The 15,793-nt window shown below is 72.4% G+C and carries 11 protein-coding genes, 1 tRNA gene and 1 other RNA gene; 6 read left to right on the top strand and 7 right to left on the bottom strand.

Annotation, left to right across the window (positions count from 1 at the left end):
* Positions 1 to 29 precede the first annotated feature (29 nt).
* Entirely contained in the window at positions 30 to 1,421 is a 1,392-nt protein-coding gene (locus tag AB0M36_RS15100; RefSeq protein ID WP_364157122.1) for an MFS transporter, read from the top strand.
* A gap of 153 nt (positions 1,422 to 1,574) precedes the next feature.
* Positions 1,575 to 6,800, top strand: a complete 5,226-nt coding sequence (locus AB0M36_RS15095; RefSeq protein WP_364157120.1) for a diguanylate cyclase — start codon at positions 1,575 to 1,577, stop codon at positions 6,798 to 6,800.
* 13 nt (positions 6,801 to 6,813) lie between these two features.
* On the opposite strand, the gene AB0M36_RS15090 is transcribed toward AB0M36_RS15095, so the two are convergent.
* The 3 genes from AB0M36_RS15090 to AB0M36_RS15080 form a co-directional block, all read right to left on the bottom strand.
* Positions 6,814 to 8,553, bottom strand: a complete 1,740-nt coding sequence (locus tag AB0M36_RS15090; protein WP_364157117.1) for a serine/threonine-protein kinase — start codon at positions 8,551 to 8,553, stop codon at positions 6,814 to 6,816.
* A gap of 260 nt (positions 8,554 to 8,813) precedes the next feature.
* Positions 8,814 to 8,886: transfer RNA gene (locus AB0M36_RS15085), tRNA-Ala, on the bottom strand.
* A 72-nt stretch (positions 8,887 to 8,958) separates the two neighbouring features.
* Positions 8,959 to 9,507, bottom strand: coding sequence for a YqgE/AlgH family protein (locus AB0M36_RS15080; RefSeq protein WP_364157114.1), 549 nt, complete (start codon positions 9,505 to 9,507; stop codon positions 8,959 to 8,961).
* 112 nt (positions 9,508 to 9,619) lie between these two features.
* On the opposite strand from AB0M36_RS15080, the gene AB0M36_RS15075 reads away from it, so the two are divergent.
* The 4 genes from AB0M36_RS15075 to AB0M36_RS15060 all read left to right on the top strand — a co-directional run bounded on the left by AB0M36_RS15075 (position 9,620) and on the right by AB0M36_RS15060 (position 12,644).
* Entirely contained in the window at positions 9,620 to 10,426 is an 807-nt protein-coding gene (locus tag AB0M36_RS15075) for an S-methyl-5'-thioadenosine phosphorylase (protein ID WP_364157111.1), read from the top strand.
* Positions 10,427 to 10,512: 86 nt separating this feature from the next.
* Complete coding sequence (locus tag AB0M36_RS15070; protein ID WP_364157108.1) at positions 10,513 to 11,382, top strand: MEDS domain-containing protein; 870 nt, start codon at positions 10,513 to 10,515, stop codon at positions 11,380 to 11,382.
* 37 nt (positions 11,383 to 11,419) lie between these two features.
* Positions 11,420 to 12,355, top strand: coding sequence for a sensor histidine kinase (locus AB0M36_RS15065; RefSeq protein WP_364157105.1), 936 nt, complete (start codon positions 11,420 to 11,422; stop codon positions 12,353 to 12,355).
* A gap of 52 nt (positions 12,356 to 12,407) precedes the next feature.
* Complete coding sequence (locus tag AB0M36_RS15060) at positions 12,408 to 12,644, top strand: DUF1192 family protein (RefSeq protein ID WP_364157103.1); 237 nt, start codon at positions 12,408 to 12,410, stop codon at positions 12,642 to 12,644.
* Positions 12,645 to 12,757: 113 nt separating this feature from the next.
* Here the strand turns inward: AB0M36_RS15060 and ssrA are convergent.
* The 4 genes from ssrA to AB0M36_RS15040 form a co-directional block, all read right to left on the bottom strand.
* Positions 12,758 to 13,136: a transfer-messenger RNA gene (gene ssrA, locus AB0M36_RS15055) on the bottom strand.
* 69 nt (positions 13,137 to 13,205) lie between these two features.
* Positions 13,206 to 13,856, bottom strand: a complete 651-nt coding sequence (locus AB0M36_RS15050) for a cellulose binding domain-containing protein (RefSeq protein ID WP_364157100.1) — start codon at positions 13,854 to 13,856, stop codon at positions 13,206 to 13,208.
* 110 nt (positions 13,857 to 13,966) lie between these two features.
* A complete protein-coding gene (smpB, locus tag AB0M36_RS15045; protein ID WP_364157098.1) occupies positions 13,967 to 14,443 on the bottom strand; it encodes an SsrA-binding protein SmpB in 477 nt (158 codons plus the stop codon).
* 82 nt (positions 14,444 to 14,525) lie between these two features.
* Positions 14,526 to 15,788, bottom strand: a complete 1,263-nt coding sequence (locus tag AB0M36_RS15040) for a M23 family metallopeptidase (protein WP_364157095.1) — start codon at positions 15,786 to 15,788, stop codon at positions 14,526 to 14,528.
* Positions 15,789 to 15,793: the final 5 nt, after the last annotated feature.

Below are 15,793 nucleotides of genomic sequence, written 5' to 3'. Positions count from 1 at the left end.
TGCGTCGGGTGGCCCGCGAGCCTGGCGTCATGACCCCTTCCCCACGATGGGCGGTCGTCGGCCTGGCGTTGTCGATGCTGCTGTCCTCCATCGGTACGAGCGTCGCGAACGTCGCCCTCCCGACGCTGGCGGAGGCTTTCGACGCGTCCTTCCCGGCGGTCCAATGGGTGGTCCTGACCTATCTTCTGGCCATCACCGTCGCGATCGTCGGCGCCGGCCACCTCGGTGACACGCTGGGCCGCCGCCGGGTGCTCTCGGCGGGGACAGCCCTGTTCACCGTGGCGTCGATCCTCTGCTGCCTGGCGCCGACGCTCGGTGCGCTGATCGCCGCGCGGGCCTTGCAGGGCCTGGGCGCGGCCGTCCTGATGGCCCTCACGATGGCGCTGGTCCGCGACACGGTTCCCCGGGCGAAAATGGGCGGCGCCATGGGCCTGCTGGGCACGATGTCGGCGGTCGGCACCGCGCTCGGCCCGTCGCTGGGCGGCCTGCTGCTCGCCGGTCCCGGCTGGCGGGCGATCTTCGGAGTCCTGGCGCCGCTGGGAGTCCTGAACCTGGTCCTCGTCCACCGTCACCTTCCGGCCGACCACCGGCGAACGGCGCAATCCACTTTCGACGTACGCAAGACGCTCCTGCTCGCCCTCGCGCTCGCGGCCTACTCCCTGGCCGTCACGATCGGCGCCGGTGTGCTCACCGGGGTGCTGCTGGCGGCCGTCGGCCTCGGCCTGTTCGCCCTACCGGCGCTTCGGCGGAGGATGGTGCGCGATCCGGCGTTGAGCTCCGGGCTGGCCGCGAACACGCTGGTTTCGACGGTGATGATGACGACGCTGGTGGTGGGCCCGTTCTATCTGTCCCGCGCGCTCGGCCTCGACGCGGCGGTCACCGGGCTGGTCATGTCGGCCGGCCCGGTCATCTCCGCCCTCACCGGGGTTCCCGCCGGCCGCGTCGTCGACCGGCGTGGAGCCCCGTTCGCCGTCCTCGCCGGACTCGTCGCCATGGCCGCCGGCACGATCGCCCTGACGACCCTCCCGGCGATGTGGGGCCTGACGGGCTACCTCGCGGCGATGGCCGTGTTGACCCCGGGCTACCAACTCTTCCAGGCCGCCAACAACACCGCCGTCATGCTGGACGTCGCTTCCGACCGACGCGGCGCGGTGTCGGGCATGCTGACGCTGTCGCGCAATCTCGGCCTGATCACCGGGGCGTCGGTCATGGGTACGGTCTTCGCCCACGCCTCGTCGACGCTCGACCTCGCGGCGGGTCCCGGGGACGTCGCCTCGGGGATGCGGGTCGCCTTCGCCACCTCGGCGGCCCTGATCGGGGTCGCGATAGTCGTCTCGCTCGCCGGCCGCGGACCGACGGCCGGGGTGCGCGGGCGAAAAGCCGCCTCCTCGCGCACCGCGGCGGTCGGCGCTCGCGGTTGACCGGTCGTTTCCCGCCCGCGCGTTACCGCCCCGTCCGCGAACGCTGTCCGTTTTCCCCGGGCCCGTTGGGCTCAGATTCGGTCATTTCACGCCGATATCTTCCTCGCGGGGCCCCGCAACGCGCGGCTCTCGGACGCGAGGTGGGGCGGGACGATGAGCGGCGGGCTGGGCATGACCGGGCGAGCCGTGGACGCACCCGAGCTGACCGGCCTGGTGATCGAGGAGGTTCTCGGTCGAGGCGCCGCCACCACGGTTTTCCGGGTGCGGCACGGAGAGTCCCAATACGCCCTCAAGCAGGCTCGCCACGTCACTGACGCGGGATCTTTGATCACGTTCCGCCGCGAGGCGGCGCTGCTGGCCGGGGTCGATCATCCCGGCGTGCTGCGGCCCTGTGCGGTCGGGCTGTACGAGGGCCACCCCGCCCTCGTCACCGAGCTGATCGGCGGCCAGACCCTGGCCGACGTGCTGGCCGACGGGCCGTTGCCGGAGAAGCGGGTGCTGGCCCTCGCCGTCGAGCTGGCCGGCGCGCTCGCCGCGGCGCACCGCACCGGGCTGGTGCACCGCGATCTGAAGCCGCAGAACATCATGCTGCCGCCCGCCGGGCCGGCCACCCTCATCGACTTCGGGTTGGCCGCGGCGGACGGCGGGGAGTCCGCCGACGCGGTCGGCACGTTCCGCTACACGGCCCCCGAGCAGGCCGGAATGCTCCGGCGGCCGGTCGACGGCCGTTCCGACCTGTATTCGCTCGGCGTGGTGCTGTTCGAGTGCCTGGCCGGTCGGCCGCCCTTCGACGCCGCCGATGTCGGCGAACTGCTGCGGTTGCATGCGGTCGCCGCCCCGCCCGACCTGAGCGCCCTGCGTCCGGACGCGTCCGGCGAACTGGTCGCGGTGATCCACCGGCTGCTCGCCAAGGATCCCGACGACCGGTTTCCCGACGCGCGCGAACTCCTGCTCGCCCTGCGCCGCTGCGGCGGCCAGCGCGGCGGGGACGGGGGCGCCGCCGAGGTGCCCGCCGCGGAGCTGCCGCTGGTGGGCCGGGACGCCGAGTTGGCCGCGCTCACCGCCCACTGGGCGGCCGCGGCCGGCGGGGCTGGCGCCATGGTGCTCGTGCACGGTCCGACGGGCGCCGGCCGCACCCGGCTGGCGGCGGCGCTCGCCGAGGCCGTCACCGACGCCGGGGCGGTCGCGTTGCGGGCCCGCAACGCACCCGAGCCGGAGGCCCCGCTGGCGGCCCTGCGTGCCGCGCTGGAACGCTATGCCGACGGGGTGCGCCGGCTGTCCGGGCCGGAACGCGACGCCGCCCGGGACCGGCTGCGGGCCGCCGCCGCACCGGCCGGCGCCGCGCTGGTCCGTACCGCCTCGCCGGCCCTCGCCGACCTGCTCGGCGACGGCACCGACGCGGCGGGACAGGGCCGGGACGAGCAGTTCGCGGCCGCGCTGGCCACCTTCCTGACCGAGCTGGCCCGGGGTTGCGGTGGCCTGCTGCTGGAACTGGACGACGCGCACCACCTCGACGCTCCCACGCTGCGGGTGCTGACCGCGATCGCGGACAGCATCGCGGACGTGCCGCTGCTCGTCGTGCTCACCGCGCCGGACGGTGCCGACCTCAGCGCTCTGCGGGCCGCCTGCGGTGCCGCGCTGGACGCGACGGTCCCGGTGCCGCCGCTCGCCGAGTGCGCCGTCGCCGCGCTGGTGGCGTCCCGGCTGCCGGGCGCCAGCGCGCCGACGGAGCTGACCTCGCACATCGCCGCCCGCAGCGGCGGCCTGCCGTTCGCCGCCGTCGAGTATCTGCGAGACCTGGTCGACGGCGGCCTGCTCGTGCCGCACTGGGGCACGTGGCAACTGGCGAGCGAGGGGTTGGACGCGCTGCCCGCCGGCGGCGGCTGCGAACTGATCGTCGCCCGGCTGGACGGGCTCACCGCCGGGCAGCGGGCGGTGCTCGCCGTGGCCGCCGTGCTCGGCAACCGGTTCCGGCTGGATCTCGTGGCCGCCACCGGCCACCTGCCGCCCGACCAGGTCGCGGCCGCGATCGGCGCCGCCGCGGCGCGCCGGCTCGTCAACGGCGGCGCGGCGGGTCGGTACACCTTCGTCCACCCGGGCGTCCGGGAGGCGCTCCTCGCCGAGCTGCCCGCCGACGACACGCGGCGGCTGCACCGCTGGGCCGGTGAGGCGCTGGAGGCGCTGGCACCGGCCGAGCGCGAGCTGGGGCACGCCTACGCGGTGGCCCGGCACCACGCCGCCGCCGGGGCGGAGAGCGGCGCGGAGGCGCAGTACCGCAGTGCGGTCGCCGCCGGCACCCAGGCGCTCGCCGACCAGGCCCCGGCCGACGCCGCGGGCTATCTGGAGGCGGCCGTCGCGGCCGCCACCGAGCTGGGCCAGCCGGTGCCCACGGCCGTAGCGCACGCGCTGGCCCGGGCATACCTGCGTACGGGCCGGTTCGCCGAGGCCCGCGACGGGCTGCACCGGGCCATCGCCGCCGAGCCCGACCCGGGTGCTCGGGCCGAGCTGTGGGCCACCCTGGCCGAGCTGGAGCACACCTCCTGGGCGGACGCGCCCTCCGTCGAGGCGGCCACCCGGGCGCTGGCCGAGCTGGGCCACCCGGTGCCGCGCCGAACCCTGCCGCTGGTGCTGTCGGCGCTCGGCGCCGCGGTCGCGGGAGCGCTGGTCCGGCGCACCGGCATCGGGGCCGGCACGGTGACCGGGCAGCGTCGCGAGGACTTCCACCGCCGCGCCGAACTCCTCGACGCCGCCGCCTACGGGTCGACGATCGGGCTGCGGATGATCCGCGCGGCGCTCTACGGGATGCGCTCGCTGTACCTGGTGAACCGCCTCGGACCCGGCGTGGCGTACGCCCGGGCGTACGGAATGCTCGGCTTCTTCTGCGCGCTGGCCGGGCTGCGCCCGATCTCCCGGCGTTGCTTCGCCCGGGCCGGCGACGCCGCCGCGGCGGCGGGCGATCCGGCGGTGATGGCGTACATCTCGTGGATGCTCGGCACTGCCACCCACCTCTCCGGCGGCGACGACGGCAGCTCGTGGGAACGGTCGATTCACCGCGACTCGCGCTGGCTCGCGCCGGCGCAGTTCCTCACCGGCTATGGCTGGATGGGCATCCGGCAGCTGCTGCGCGGCTACGCCGGCGTGGCCGACACCGTCCACCAGCGCGGGCTGGCCCTCCTGCCCCCCGGCACCACGCACCTGACCGCGGACTTCTTCTCGCTGCTCGGGGCGATGACACCGGCGTTGCAGGGCCGGCACGGCGACGCCGCCGAAGCCCTGACCGCCGTGCGGAACGCCGTCGCGCACGGCGCGTCGGTGTCGCAGCGCGCCAACATCGCCGTCGCCAACCTGTTCCTCGCGCTGGAACAGGGTGAGTTGGGTGAACCGTTCGACAACGCGGTGGCCGAGTTCGAACAGCTGCGGCTGACCCGCAAGGAGATGTTCGTCTTCCACCACTGGTTCTTCGTGTTCCGCGCTTCCGGCCGGCTCGCGCAGGTGCGCACCGCCACGGACGCGGACCGGCCGGCCCGGCTCGCCGCCGCCCGGGTGGCGGTGCGCGAGCTGAAGAGCATCGCCCGTACCCCGCTGATCAAGGCATCGCACGACGCGGCGCGGGCCGCGCTCCTGGAGCAGTCCGGCCGGCCCGAGGCGGCGATCGCGGCCGCCTACCGGGCGGAGGCCCGGTGGTGGTCGCTGGACGCGCCGCTGCTCGACTTCGACCTGGCCCGGATCCGAGCCCGGGCCATGCGCCGGCTCGGCCGGGTGACGGAGTCCGAGCGGCAGGCCGAGGTGGCTGCCCACCTGGCCGAGACGCACGGCTGGGAACACCGGATCCGCCAGGTACGCGCCGAGTTCGGCGTCGACCGGTCCCGCTCCGCCGAGCGGTACGGCCACTCCGGCACCCGAATCGCCGACCCCCAACGCAACCGGCGGCTGGAGGCTCTGCAACAGGTCAGCGTCGCGGCCGCCACCGTCCTCGACCCTGACCAGCTGGCCCGCGTGGCCCTCGACGAGACGCTGCGCATCCTCGGTGGCGAGCGCGCCCTGCTGTTCATGCGGGACGAGGACACCGGCCGGCTGCGCCGGTTCGCCGGCCGGGACGCGGAAGGGGCCGACCTCGACACGGTCACCGATTACGGTTCCACCCTGATCCACCGGGTCCAGGACACCGGCGAGGCGGTCGTGGTGACCGGCACGGACCAGGGCGCCGCCCTCGGCTCCCGCAGCGTCGTCGCGCACGGCCTGCGCAGCATCATCGTCGCGCCCGTCCTGCTCGGTGGCCGGCTCACCGGCGTGGTGTACCTGGACAGCCGGCTCGCCCGCGGCGTCTTCACCGAGGACGACGTCGAGGTGCTGACCGCCATCGTCAGTCACGTGGCTGTCGCCCTGGAGACCGCCCGCGCCGCCCAGCTCGACGTCGCCGTCCGCACCGCCCGCCACCAGCAGGAGCTGGCCGAGCTGCTGCGCACCAGCCTGGCCGAGCTGAACTCGCTGCACCAGCCGCGACAGGTTCTCGACCGGCTGTTCACCACCCTGGCCGAGAACGCGGCCGCCACCGGAGGCATGCTGCTGCTGCCCGACCCCTTGGACGGCATCCTCACCGTGGCCGACGTGTACGGCGACACCGACGCCGACCATCTGGGCGGTCGCCACGAGGGGTTCGACGTCGCCGACGCACCCGAGGCCGGTCGGGTGCCGGCACCGCTGAGCGGCGTGCTGAATCCGACCGACGCCGCCCTCGTCGTCCCGCTCGTCGCCCGCGACCGTCTGGCCGGCGTCGTGATTCTCACCGCGGCGGCCTTCGACGACAGCCAGCGCGACGTCTCGGCCGCCCTCGCCAGCCAGGGCGTCAGCGCGTACGACAACGCCCAGCTCTTCAGCCAGGTGCAGGAGCTGGCCATCACCGACGGCCTCACCGGCATCGCCAACCGCCGGCACTTCCACGACCTCGCCGGGAGCCTGGTCGAGGTGGCCCGCCGCGGCAAGCGGCAGCTCGCCGCGGTGATGCTCGACATCGACCATTTCAAGCACGTCAACGACGCGTACGGGCACGGCGCCGGGGACGACGTCATCACCGAGGTGGTCCGCCGGGTCGCCGCCGGCATCCGGTCCTCCGATGTGCTCGGCCGTTACGGCGGCGAGGAGTTCGCGGTGGTCCTGCCCGACCACGCGGGCGCCGACCTCGAGGTGGTCGAGCGGATGCGGGCGGCGGTCGAGGCCACGCCGGTGCGGACGCGCGTCGGCCCGGTCGCGGTGACGATCAGCGTCGGCCTGGCCCGCCTCACCGCCGCCGACGACGGCCTGGACGCGCTGCTGGCCCGCGCCGACCACGCCCTGTACCGGGCCAAGGAGGGCGGCCGGAACCGGGTCGCCCTCGACTGACGGGGCCCGAACCTCACCAGAGGAATTCCAGTCCTTCGACCGTTCCGCCGGGCAGCAGGGCACGCCCGGTGTACTGCCAGCTCTCCACGACGCGGTAGCGGCGGCCGTGCGGAGCGTCGAGGTCGACGGGTCCGCACGTGTGCTTGAGCACGAGGTCGGTGAACGTCAGGGCTTTGCAGACGTACGGCCCGGCGACGACGTCGTCGGTCTGCGCGTCCCGCACCGACAGGGACACGTCCGCCTGCACCCCGGGCGTCGCCTCGATGTGCCCCACCACCCGGATCGCACTGCCGACCGAGTGACACGGCTTGGCGAGCACGGGATGACCGATGTCCCAGGTGTACGCGTCGCCGCACTGCCACGGGCCGAAGCGGACGAGGTCGCCCACCTTCCCCGGGTCGACGGAGACGGCGGCGTTCGCCGGTCCGACCGACACATCCTTCGCGGCGCCGGAGCCGTACCGCCGCCCGTCCGCGCCGCCCGCCGGCACGGCTCCCGCCGCGATGGGCGTGGCGATCACGGGCACCTGGGACGGTTTGACCGCCGACCCGCCGCCTGGCAGGTCACCGTTCGGGGCGGCGCCGGCCCGGGGCGCGGCGGCGGCGGAAGACCCCGCCGCTTGCAGAGCCCGCGAATACCATGCGCCGTAGCCGGCGACCGCGGACGACAGCAGGACCACGGCGATCAGGGCGGCCATCGCGCCCGGTCGGCGCCACCGCCACGTGCCGGGCCGGTTCCGCGGCGACCTCGGCCGCGGGTTACCGGGCGCCGAGGGGTGCCGGGCGGGGCGCAGCGGAGACGGTGCCGGGCAGGGCGCCGGGTAGGGCGGCGGGTCGTCGCTGGCGTCCGGCTCGGCGACGGGCCCGGGCAGCGCCGGCACGCCCGTCAGGGTCCGGGCCAGACTCGAGAGGGTGACCGCGAGCTCGACGGCCGTCGGTCGCTGCTCCCGGTCCTTGTTCATGCACGAGCTGATCACCGACCACAGCTCGTCCGCGATCCCCGCCGGGCGCACCGGCTTCTCGTCGAGGTGACTGCGCAGCACCGCCATCGGGTCACCGGCGTACGGGGGCCGCCCGACGACGAGCTCGTAGAGCACCACACCCAGCGCGTAAACGTCGGCGGATGGGGTGGGGTCACCGCCGCTGATGGTCTCGGGTGCCATGTAGTGGGGCGTCCCGATGATCGCCTGGGGTGTGGTGAGGCCGGGCGCGTCGAGGATCCGGGCGATCCCGAAGTCGGTCAGCCGCACGTCCAACCGCCCGCCGTCGTCCCGCAGCAGGATGTTGTCCGGCTTGACGTCACGATGGACGACGCTGATCCCGTGCGCCTCGGCCAGGGCCGCCGCCACCTGGGCGAGCAGCCGCGCCGCCTCGCCGGCCGGCAGGGTGCCTTCCCGGCGCAGATGCTCCCGCAGGCTGCCGCCGGCGACGAAGTCCATGACCAACCCGAGCGACTCGCCGGCGCTGAACAGATCGCGGACGCCGACGATGTATTCGTGGCGCAGCATCATCAGGATGGTCCGCTCCTGCACAAACCGGGTCACCAGCTTCGGCTGGCGCAGCATGCCCTCGTGCAACAGTTTGACCGCCACATGTTCGCCGGACGTACGCTCCATGCCCCGCCACACCGTGCCGGTGGCACCCTGCCCGACAGGGCAGATGAGGATGTAGGAATTCCCCACGCACCGTCCACTGAGATCGACGGTCGCCGGTTCATTCCAGCCACGACCGTTGACGGCCGAATTCTGCTGCACGTGTCGTCCATTCCTGCGCGGGCGAAAGGCACGATGATCGGGGGTCGGACAGACCCGGGGCAAGGAATCGATGCCCGAAGTTCCATAGCGGGACAGCTGACGCGGATGCCCGTTACCCGCCGTCGCACTTCTCGTTGGTCCCTGAATCGGACGCCATCCATCATGTGACTCACGTCACATGATGGCGTATTCCCCGTACCCAAAAAAAAATCGCACCGTCTTCATTTCTGGAAGACGGTGCGTTTGCCTTGCTCAAAGGGTGGAGCTGAGGGGACTCGAACCCCTGACCCCCACACTGCCAGTGTGGTGCGCTACCAGCTGCGCCACAGCCCCTTGCCGCGTCCGGTCGCCCGGGCACAGAGGGAATAGTACACACCCTTGGGCCCCCCGTTTGCGGGGAGGTCCTCAGTTCAGCGACACGTCGGGCGGAAAGTGCGCCACCGCCGCGAGGATGTCGCCCTGGCGGCGCAGGACCATCGCCCACAGGTCGTCGGGGCGGTTGACGAAGGGGTCGCCCGGCAGAGCGTCGAAGACGAACCAGGAGCCGGCCGTGATCTCCTCCTCGAGCTGACCCGAGGACCAGCCCGAGTAGCCCGCGAAGACCCTGATGCCCGCCACGCTCTCCCGCAGCCGGTCCGGGTCGGCGGAGAGGTCGACCGTGCCCAGGGCGCCCGCGACCTGGTGGAACCCGGACACCCGGGTCTTGATCTCGGGGCGGGTGCGGGCCAGGCAGATCGCCGATTCGGGCTGGACCGGGCCGCCCTCGAAGAGCACCGCCGGGTCGCCGGCCAGAGTGCCCCAGTCGCCCAGGACGTCGGAGACCGGGACCTCCGTCGCCCGGTTCAACACCACACCCAGGGCGCCGCCGGTTTCGTGTGCGACGAGCAGCACGACCGTACGGTCGAAGTTGGGGTCCTTCAGCGTCGGGGTCGCGACCAGCAGTTGACCGGTCATCGACTCCACAGACCGACCTCCGACGCGCTGGTCTTCACTGAACACGACAGCCTCGCTCTCCCGCCATGCTTGGACATTAGCTTGCTGTTCGGGCCACCGATAAGGTCTGCGCATGAACGAGCGACACCCAGAGGCGGAGATCGGCGTCATCGGCGGATCGGGCCTCTACGCCCTGCTGGACGGCGCGACGGAACACGAGGTGTCCACGCCGTACGGTGCGCCCTCGGACCGGATCACCGTCGCCGACGTGGGCGGCCGGCGGGTGGCTTTCCTGCCCCGGCACGGCCGTGACCACCGGTTTCCGCCGCACAAGATCCCCTACCGGGCCAATCTGTGGGCCCTGCGCTCCCTGGGTGTACGCCAGATCATCGCGCCCTGTGCCGTCGGCGGCCTGCGCCCCGAGCTGGGCCCGGGCACCTTCGTCGTCCCCGATCAGCTCATCGACCGCACCAGCGGCCGGGAGCAGACCTACTACGACAGCGGCGCGGTGCATGTGTCGTTCGCGGATCCCTACTGCCCCGCCGGTCGCCGGGCCGTGCTGGCGGCCGGGGAGCGGGTCAGCCCGGTCGACGGCGGCACGATGGTGGTGGTCGAGGGTCCCCGGTTCTCGACGCGGGCGGAGTCGCGGTGGTTCGCCGCGATCGGCGGCTCGATCGTCAACATGACGGGCCACCCGGAAGCGGTGCTCGCTCGGGAGCTGGAGCTCTGCTACACGGCCATCGCCCTGGTGACGGACCTGGACGCCGGCGTCGAGGGCGACCACGGGGTCACCATGTCCGAGGTCTTCCGGGTCTTCACCCAGAACACGGCGAAGCTGCGCGAGGTCCTCCTGGACGCGGTGACCCGGCTGCCGACCGACCGGAAATGCCCCTGCGCCACGACGTTGGAGGGCATCAAGCTGCCGATCGACCTGCCCTGAGCCCGTCACCCAATTGGGTTACTCTGCGCAACCCCTTCCGCGAGTACGGTATACGGCACGTAACCGTTCAGCGGTGAGGAAGGTCTGTGTCCGGGTCAGCGCTCCTCGATCAGGTCACTCGCGGTGATCACGTCTGTTGGATCGTCGACGACGAGGCCGTGCGCCTCGACACGCTGGCCGAGGTCGTCCAGGCCGGGTTGCGAAAGCGCGAGAGGGTCATCTACACCGGCGACGATCCCGAGGGGATTCTCGCCGCCATCGAGTGCCGCGGCGTGCCAACCGCCGAGGCGCTCGCGGCCGGCAGCCTCCGCGCGTCGACGCCGGAGTCCTGCCTGACCTCCGGCGGCGCCTTCGACCCCGCCGTGGCCATGAGGCTCCTGCGGGAGGAGAGTGACAAGGCACGCCAGGAAGGATTCCCAGGCCTGCGGCTCATCGCCGACATGTCCTGGGCGAGCCGGTCGGTGCCGGGCGCCGAGCGGTTGCCGGGTTTCGAGGCCGAGCTCAACGTGCTCTTCGCCGAGGGCTACCTGCTGGGAATCTGCGCGTACAGTCGCCGGCTCTTCGATCCGTTGAGTCTGCGCCGACACACCAGCACGCATGCCGGTGCCGCCGGCACCGACATGCCGTTCGATCCGGCGTCCGCGCTGCGGCTGCGGCTCACCCCGCCGTACGGGCTGCGCCTGGCGGGCGAGGCGGACATCTTCAACCGGCAGGCGCTCGCGGCGGTGATCGAGCACCTGGTGGACCAGGATGACGGCTCGGTGGCGGAGATCGACGTATCCGACCTGCGGTTCGCCGACACCGCGGCCGGGCGGATCCTGGCACAGGCGGTGGATCGCCGCGCGGGCGGACTCCGGCTCGTGGGCGCCTCACCGGCCCTGTCCCGGCTGCTCGACTTTCATGGCGACCGGGGAGCACTCGCCTCGGACACGGACGCCGAGGCGGACTCCGCATGACCGACTGCACTCGCGTGTGCGAAGAGGGACTCAGCGAATGACCGGCCACAGGTCCGTTGCACGCTTCGACCATCCGGCGCTGCTGTACCGCGGCGAGCAGGAGTATCTCGCGGGCACCACCGCGTTCGTCCGCGCCGCCATAGCCGACGGCGACCCGGTCATGGTGGCCGTCCCGGGGAAGAACCTCGACCTGCTGAAGGCCGCCCTGACCGACGTCGCCGACCGGGTCGTCTTCGCCGACATGGCGGTGGCCGGCCGCAACCCGGGCCGGATCATCCCGCGCGTGCTGCTCAGGTTCGCGACCGACCACCCGGGCCGCCGGGTATCGATCATCGGAGAACCGATCTGGCAGGGCCGCACGGCGCTGGAATACCCGGCCTGCGCCGCGCACGAGGCGTTGATCAACGCGGCCTTCGTCGACCGCGACGCCGCCATCCTGTGCCCATACGACGCCGAGCGGCTGGACCCGTCGGTGGTCGAGGACGCCTGGCGCACCCATCCGACGATGATCGAGTTCGGTGGCCACCGCGTCAGCGACCGCTACGCCGACCCGTTCGACACGGCGGACACCTTCAACCAGGAGCTCCCGGCCTCACCCGCCGACGCGGAATTCCTCGTCTACGGCGACCACTCCTCCCTGGCGGCGGTCCGATACTTCGTCCGCCGCAACGCGGCCGCCTCGCTGTCCGCGGACGAGACCGAGGAACTGGTCCTCGCCGCGAACGAACTGGCCGCCAACACGGTCGAACACACCTCGGGCCGCGGACGCATCACCATCTGGACCGAGCCGGGCGTCCTCATCTGCCAGGTCGACGACGCCGGCCACCTGGCCGACCCCCTCGCCGGCCGCCTCCTACCCCCGGCACACCACCAGGCCGGCTACGGCCTGATCCTCACCAACGACCTCTGCGACCTGGTCCGCATCCACACAACCCCCACCGCCACCACAATCCGCCTCCACAAATACCTCTGATACCTCTGACCGCCCCCTCGCCGCAGACGCGACAACAGTCAACAATCCACAGATGGGCAGCCCCGAGGAGCTTGAGCAGCGCATCGCGGCGATGGAAGCCGAAATCGCCAGCGTCCGCCGGGAGGCCGCAGCGGCGCGTGCGCTCACGGCCGGAGCGAACCGAGACGTAGCCGGCACAAAGGTCGATAAACGCTCCGAGGCGGGCCGCAGGCGCCAGCAATGCGCCGCAGGCGCCAGCAATGCGCCGCAGGCGCCAGCAATGCGCCCGCGCATGCGCTCACAAGCGTGAGCAAGCCGAAAACCGCGCCCACCGCACCGCGGGGCCTCCGGGGGCTCGGCCCCCGGAGCAGACAAGACGAGGCCCCCGGTCCGCGCTTTCCGCGGACAGGGGGCCCCTGGGACTCGTGGAGGTGCCGGGAATCGAACCCGGGTCCTTCGTTGCTTTGTCAGGGCTTCTCCGAGCGCAGCTCACTGTGCCTCTACTCGGCCCCACCAATCACGTGAGCAAGTTGGTGTGACGGGCCCAGTCGCTGATTAATCTCGCCGCACGATCCCCGCGACCGGAATCGATTGGCCAACCTCCTAGCTGATGCCGGAGATCTGAGCCGGAGGTGTGCTCAGTCCGACAGACTTGCTACTTACCTCAGGCGGCAAGAGCGAAGTCAGCGCGGGAGTTATCCTTGGCGCTTATAAGTTTCCGACGACCGATTCTCGAGACGACGTCGGCTTCCTCGGCTCGCTTCCCCTGTCTCCACGTACGAAGTCGAAACCAGTCACCCCCTCGTAGGGCCGCCGCGACTGCGGCTGCCGTACAAGCCTAACGTGTCCGCGCCGGAACTTCATTCCGGTATCAGCCGACGCGGCAGGGCGTGCCGTTCACCGCGCACCCGGACGGGCGGACGCCGTCGCGGGTCTGCTTGGTCGCCTGGAAGCCCACGATGGTGCTCGCTCCGGGTGCCAGGGTGCCGCCGGTGATCGTCCAGGTGTCGCCGGAGTGGCTGAGCTCGCCGTTCCACACCCCGGTGAGCTGGACTCCGTCGCCCGGGGCGTAGGTGAGGCTCACGCGAAAGTCGTCGGGAGTGGTGCCGGTGTTGGTCACCTGGATCGCGACCATGAAGCTCCGTCGTCCCTCGATGCTGGTGCGGTAGTCCGCGGCCAGGGTTGCGGCTGGGGCCGGTGGGGACTTCGTCCGGGTGGGTGCGAGGGCAGGCGGCTTGGTGGTGGCGCGTTCCGTCTTCTTCGGTACGGGTGACGCGCTCGTCACGCGGGGCGTTGCCGAGGGCGTACGGGAGCTGGGGCCGGCCGAGACGATCGGCAGCGCGTGGGCCGCGATGGCGGTGGCCGACGCGGAGGGCTCGATCAGGATGGGGGTCCGGTCCCGGGTCGGCCCGGCCGCCCGGATGGCGACCCAGGCGACCAGGGCGAGAAGTATCGCTGCGGCGGCGACGGTGAACGAGTACCGGGGTAGGCCGAACTGTCTCACGGCGTGTTTGCCGGGCAACGGCGGTCCCTTCGCGCGGGTGGGTGGGCCGCGGCGAGGTTACCCGTCGATCCACGCCCGCACGTCGGCGGTCCCGTCGCGAGGGTGCGTGGGCCACCCGGAATTGCCCGTCAGTCCATGCCCTTGCGGCGGCGCCCCAACGCTCGGTTGATTTCCTTGCTGGCGTCGCGGGCAGCGAGGTCCTGGCGCTTGTCGTACGCCTTCTTGCCCTTGGCCAGCCCGATCTCGACCTTCGCGTACCCATTGTGGAAGTAGACCTGGAGCGGGACGAGGGTGACGCCGTCGTCGCGGAGCTTGCCCATCAGCTTGTGGATCTCCTCGCGCTTGAGGAGGAGCTTGCGGGTGCGGCGCGGCTCGTGGTTGGTCCAGGTGCCCTGGGTGTATTCCGGGATGTGCATTCCGTGCAGGAAGATCTCGCCCTGGTTCTCGTGGCCGAAGGCGTCGACCAGCGAGGCCCGCCCGGCGCGCAGCGACTTGACCTCGGTGCCGGTGAGCACCATGCCGGCCTCGTAGGTGTCGAGGATCGCGTAATCGTGCCGCGCCTTGCGGTTCGAGGCCACGACCTTGCGCCCCTGTTCGCGCGGCATGTTCGACTCCCTACCCAGTGACATCAAAAAGGCCCGGCCGTTCGGCCGGACCTTTGCATCCTAGGGCCACCCTGGCGCCGGGTCAGCACAGGCAGCGCGGCAGATAATTCGCCGGATTCTTCGGTACGCCGCCGAAGCGCGTCTCGAAGTGCAGGTGGAAGCCCGTGGACGCGCCGGTGGTGCCGACCCTGCCGATGACTTCGCCGCGGCGGACGTACTCGCCGTACCGAACCAGGATCCGGGATTGGTGTCCGTAGCAGGTGGTGAAGCTACGGCCCTGTTTTCGGCCGTGGTTGACGCAGGTGTAGTTGCCGTATCCGCCGTTCCAGCTTGCCTGGACGACCCGGCCGCTGGCGGCCGCGTGGATCGGGGTGCCGCCGCCGGCGGCGATGTCCATGCCCGCGTGCAGCTGCCACACCCGGTAGTAGGGGTCGTACCGGGTGCCGAAGTCGCTGGTCTTCCAGCCGTGTACGGGCATCTGCAGCGCGCCGCCGGTGTAGGAGCTGCCGCCGTTCTTCTCGTCCCAGCTGCGCAGCGCGTCCTGGATGCGCGCCTCCTCGGCCTTGGCCTGTTCGTATTTGGCGAGCACGGCGGCGCGTTGGGAGCGGGCGAGGTGCAGGGCCGCCTTGCGGCTCTGCGCGAGCTTGATGACGGCAGCCCGGGCCCGCCGGGCGGCCGCCTGGGCGTCGCGTGCCGCGGCGAGCTTGTCGCCGGCTTCGCGCTCGGCGTCCTCGGCGGTGCGCTTGGCGAGTCCGGCCCTGTCCTGTGCCGTACGGGCCGTGTACCGCGCCCCGACGAACTCCTTGAGGCCCTCCTGCTGCTTGCGCATGACCTGGCTGATGAGGCCGAGGCGGTCCATGGCGTCCTGCGCTCCCCGGGCGCCGACGAGGAGGTTGACGGCGCTGAAGTTTCCGCCCATGTACGACGTGGCCGCGATGTCGTCGACCCGCCCGCGGGCCTGGTCCACCCTGGTCTGGGCCGCGTCGAAGGCGGCGGCGACGCGGTCGTAGGCGCGGCGTGCGGCGTCGGCCTTGCGCCGGGCTGTCGCGGCCTGCACCGAGGCCGCGGCGACGACACCGCGCGAGGTGGCGACCTTCTTCTGCGCCGAGGGGAGGGCGGCCGTCGCGGTCTCCAGGCGCCGCGCGGCGTTACGGGCGGTCTCGGTGGCGTCCTCGAGGATCGCCTCGGCCCGGTCGACGGCCCGGCTCGCCCGGCGGGCGTCGTCCGAGGGGTCGGCGTGCACCGCGGCGGGCGCGGTGGCGAGGAGCCCGGCGGTGCAGAGCACGCTCAGGCACCCGGTCAGGGCGGCACGGAAGCGGCGAAATCGTCGTCTCTTGGGCTCCACGAAGA

The organism is Actinoplanes sp. NPDC051346 (genome assembly GCF_040682215.1).
Classification (GTDB): Bacteria; Actinomycetota; Actinomycetes; order Mycobacteriales; family Micromonosporaceae; genus Actinoplanes.
Note: the sequence above shows the minus strand (reverse complement) of the source record. Positions and strands in the feature narration are given on the sequence as shown.

What these genes read in the sequence shown, in the direction of transcription:
- AB0M36_RS15100 (WP_364157122.1), top strand. Translation starts at nt 30, where the DNA reads ATGACCCCTTCCCCACGATGGGCGGTCGTCGGCCTGGCGTTGTCGATG.
- AB0M36_RS15095 (WP_364157120.1), top strand. Translation starts at nt 1,575, where the DNA reads ATGAGCGGCGGGCTGGGCATGACCGGGCGAGCCGTGGACGCACCCGAG.
- AB0M36_RS15080 (WP_364157114.1), bottom strand. Translation starts at nt 9,507, where the DNA reads ATGACCGGTCAACTGCTGGTCGCGACCCCGACGCTGAAGGACCCCAAC.
- AB0M36_RS15075 (WP_364157111.1), top strand. Translation starts at nt 9,620, where the DNA reads ATGAACGAGCGACACCCAGAGGCGGAGATCGGCGTCATCGGCGGATCG.
- AB0M36_RS15065 (WP_364157105.1), top strand. Translation starts at nt 11,420, where the DNA reads ATGACCGGCCACAGGTCCGTTGCACGCTTCGACCATCCGGCGCTGCTG.
- AB0M36_RS15060 (WP_364157103.1), top strand. Translation starts at nt 12,408, where the DNA reads ATGGGCAGCCCCGAGGAGCTTGAGCAGCGCATCGCGGCGATGGAAGCC.
- smpB (WP_364157098.1), bottom strand. Translation starts at nt 14,443, where the DNA reads ATGCCGCGCGAACAGGGGCGCAAGGTCGTGGCCTCGAACCGCAAGGCG.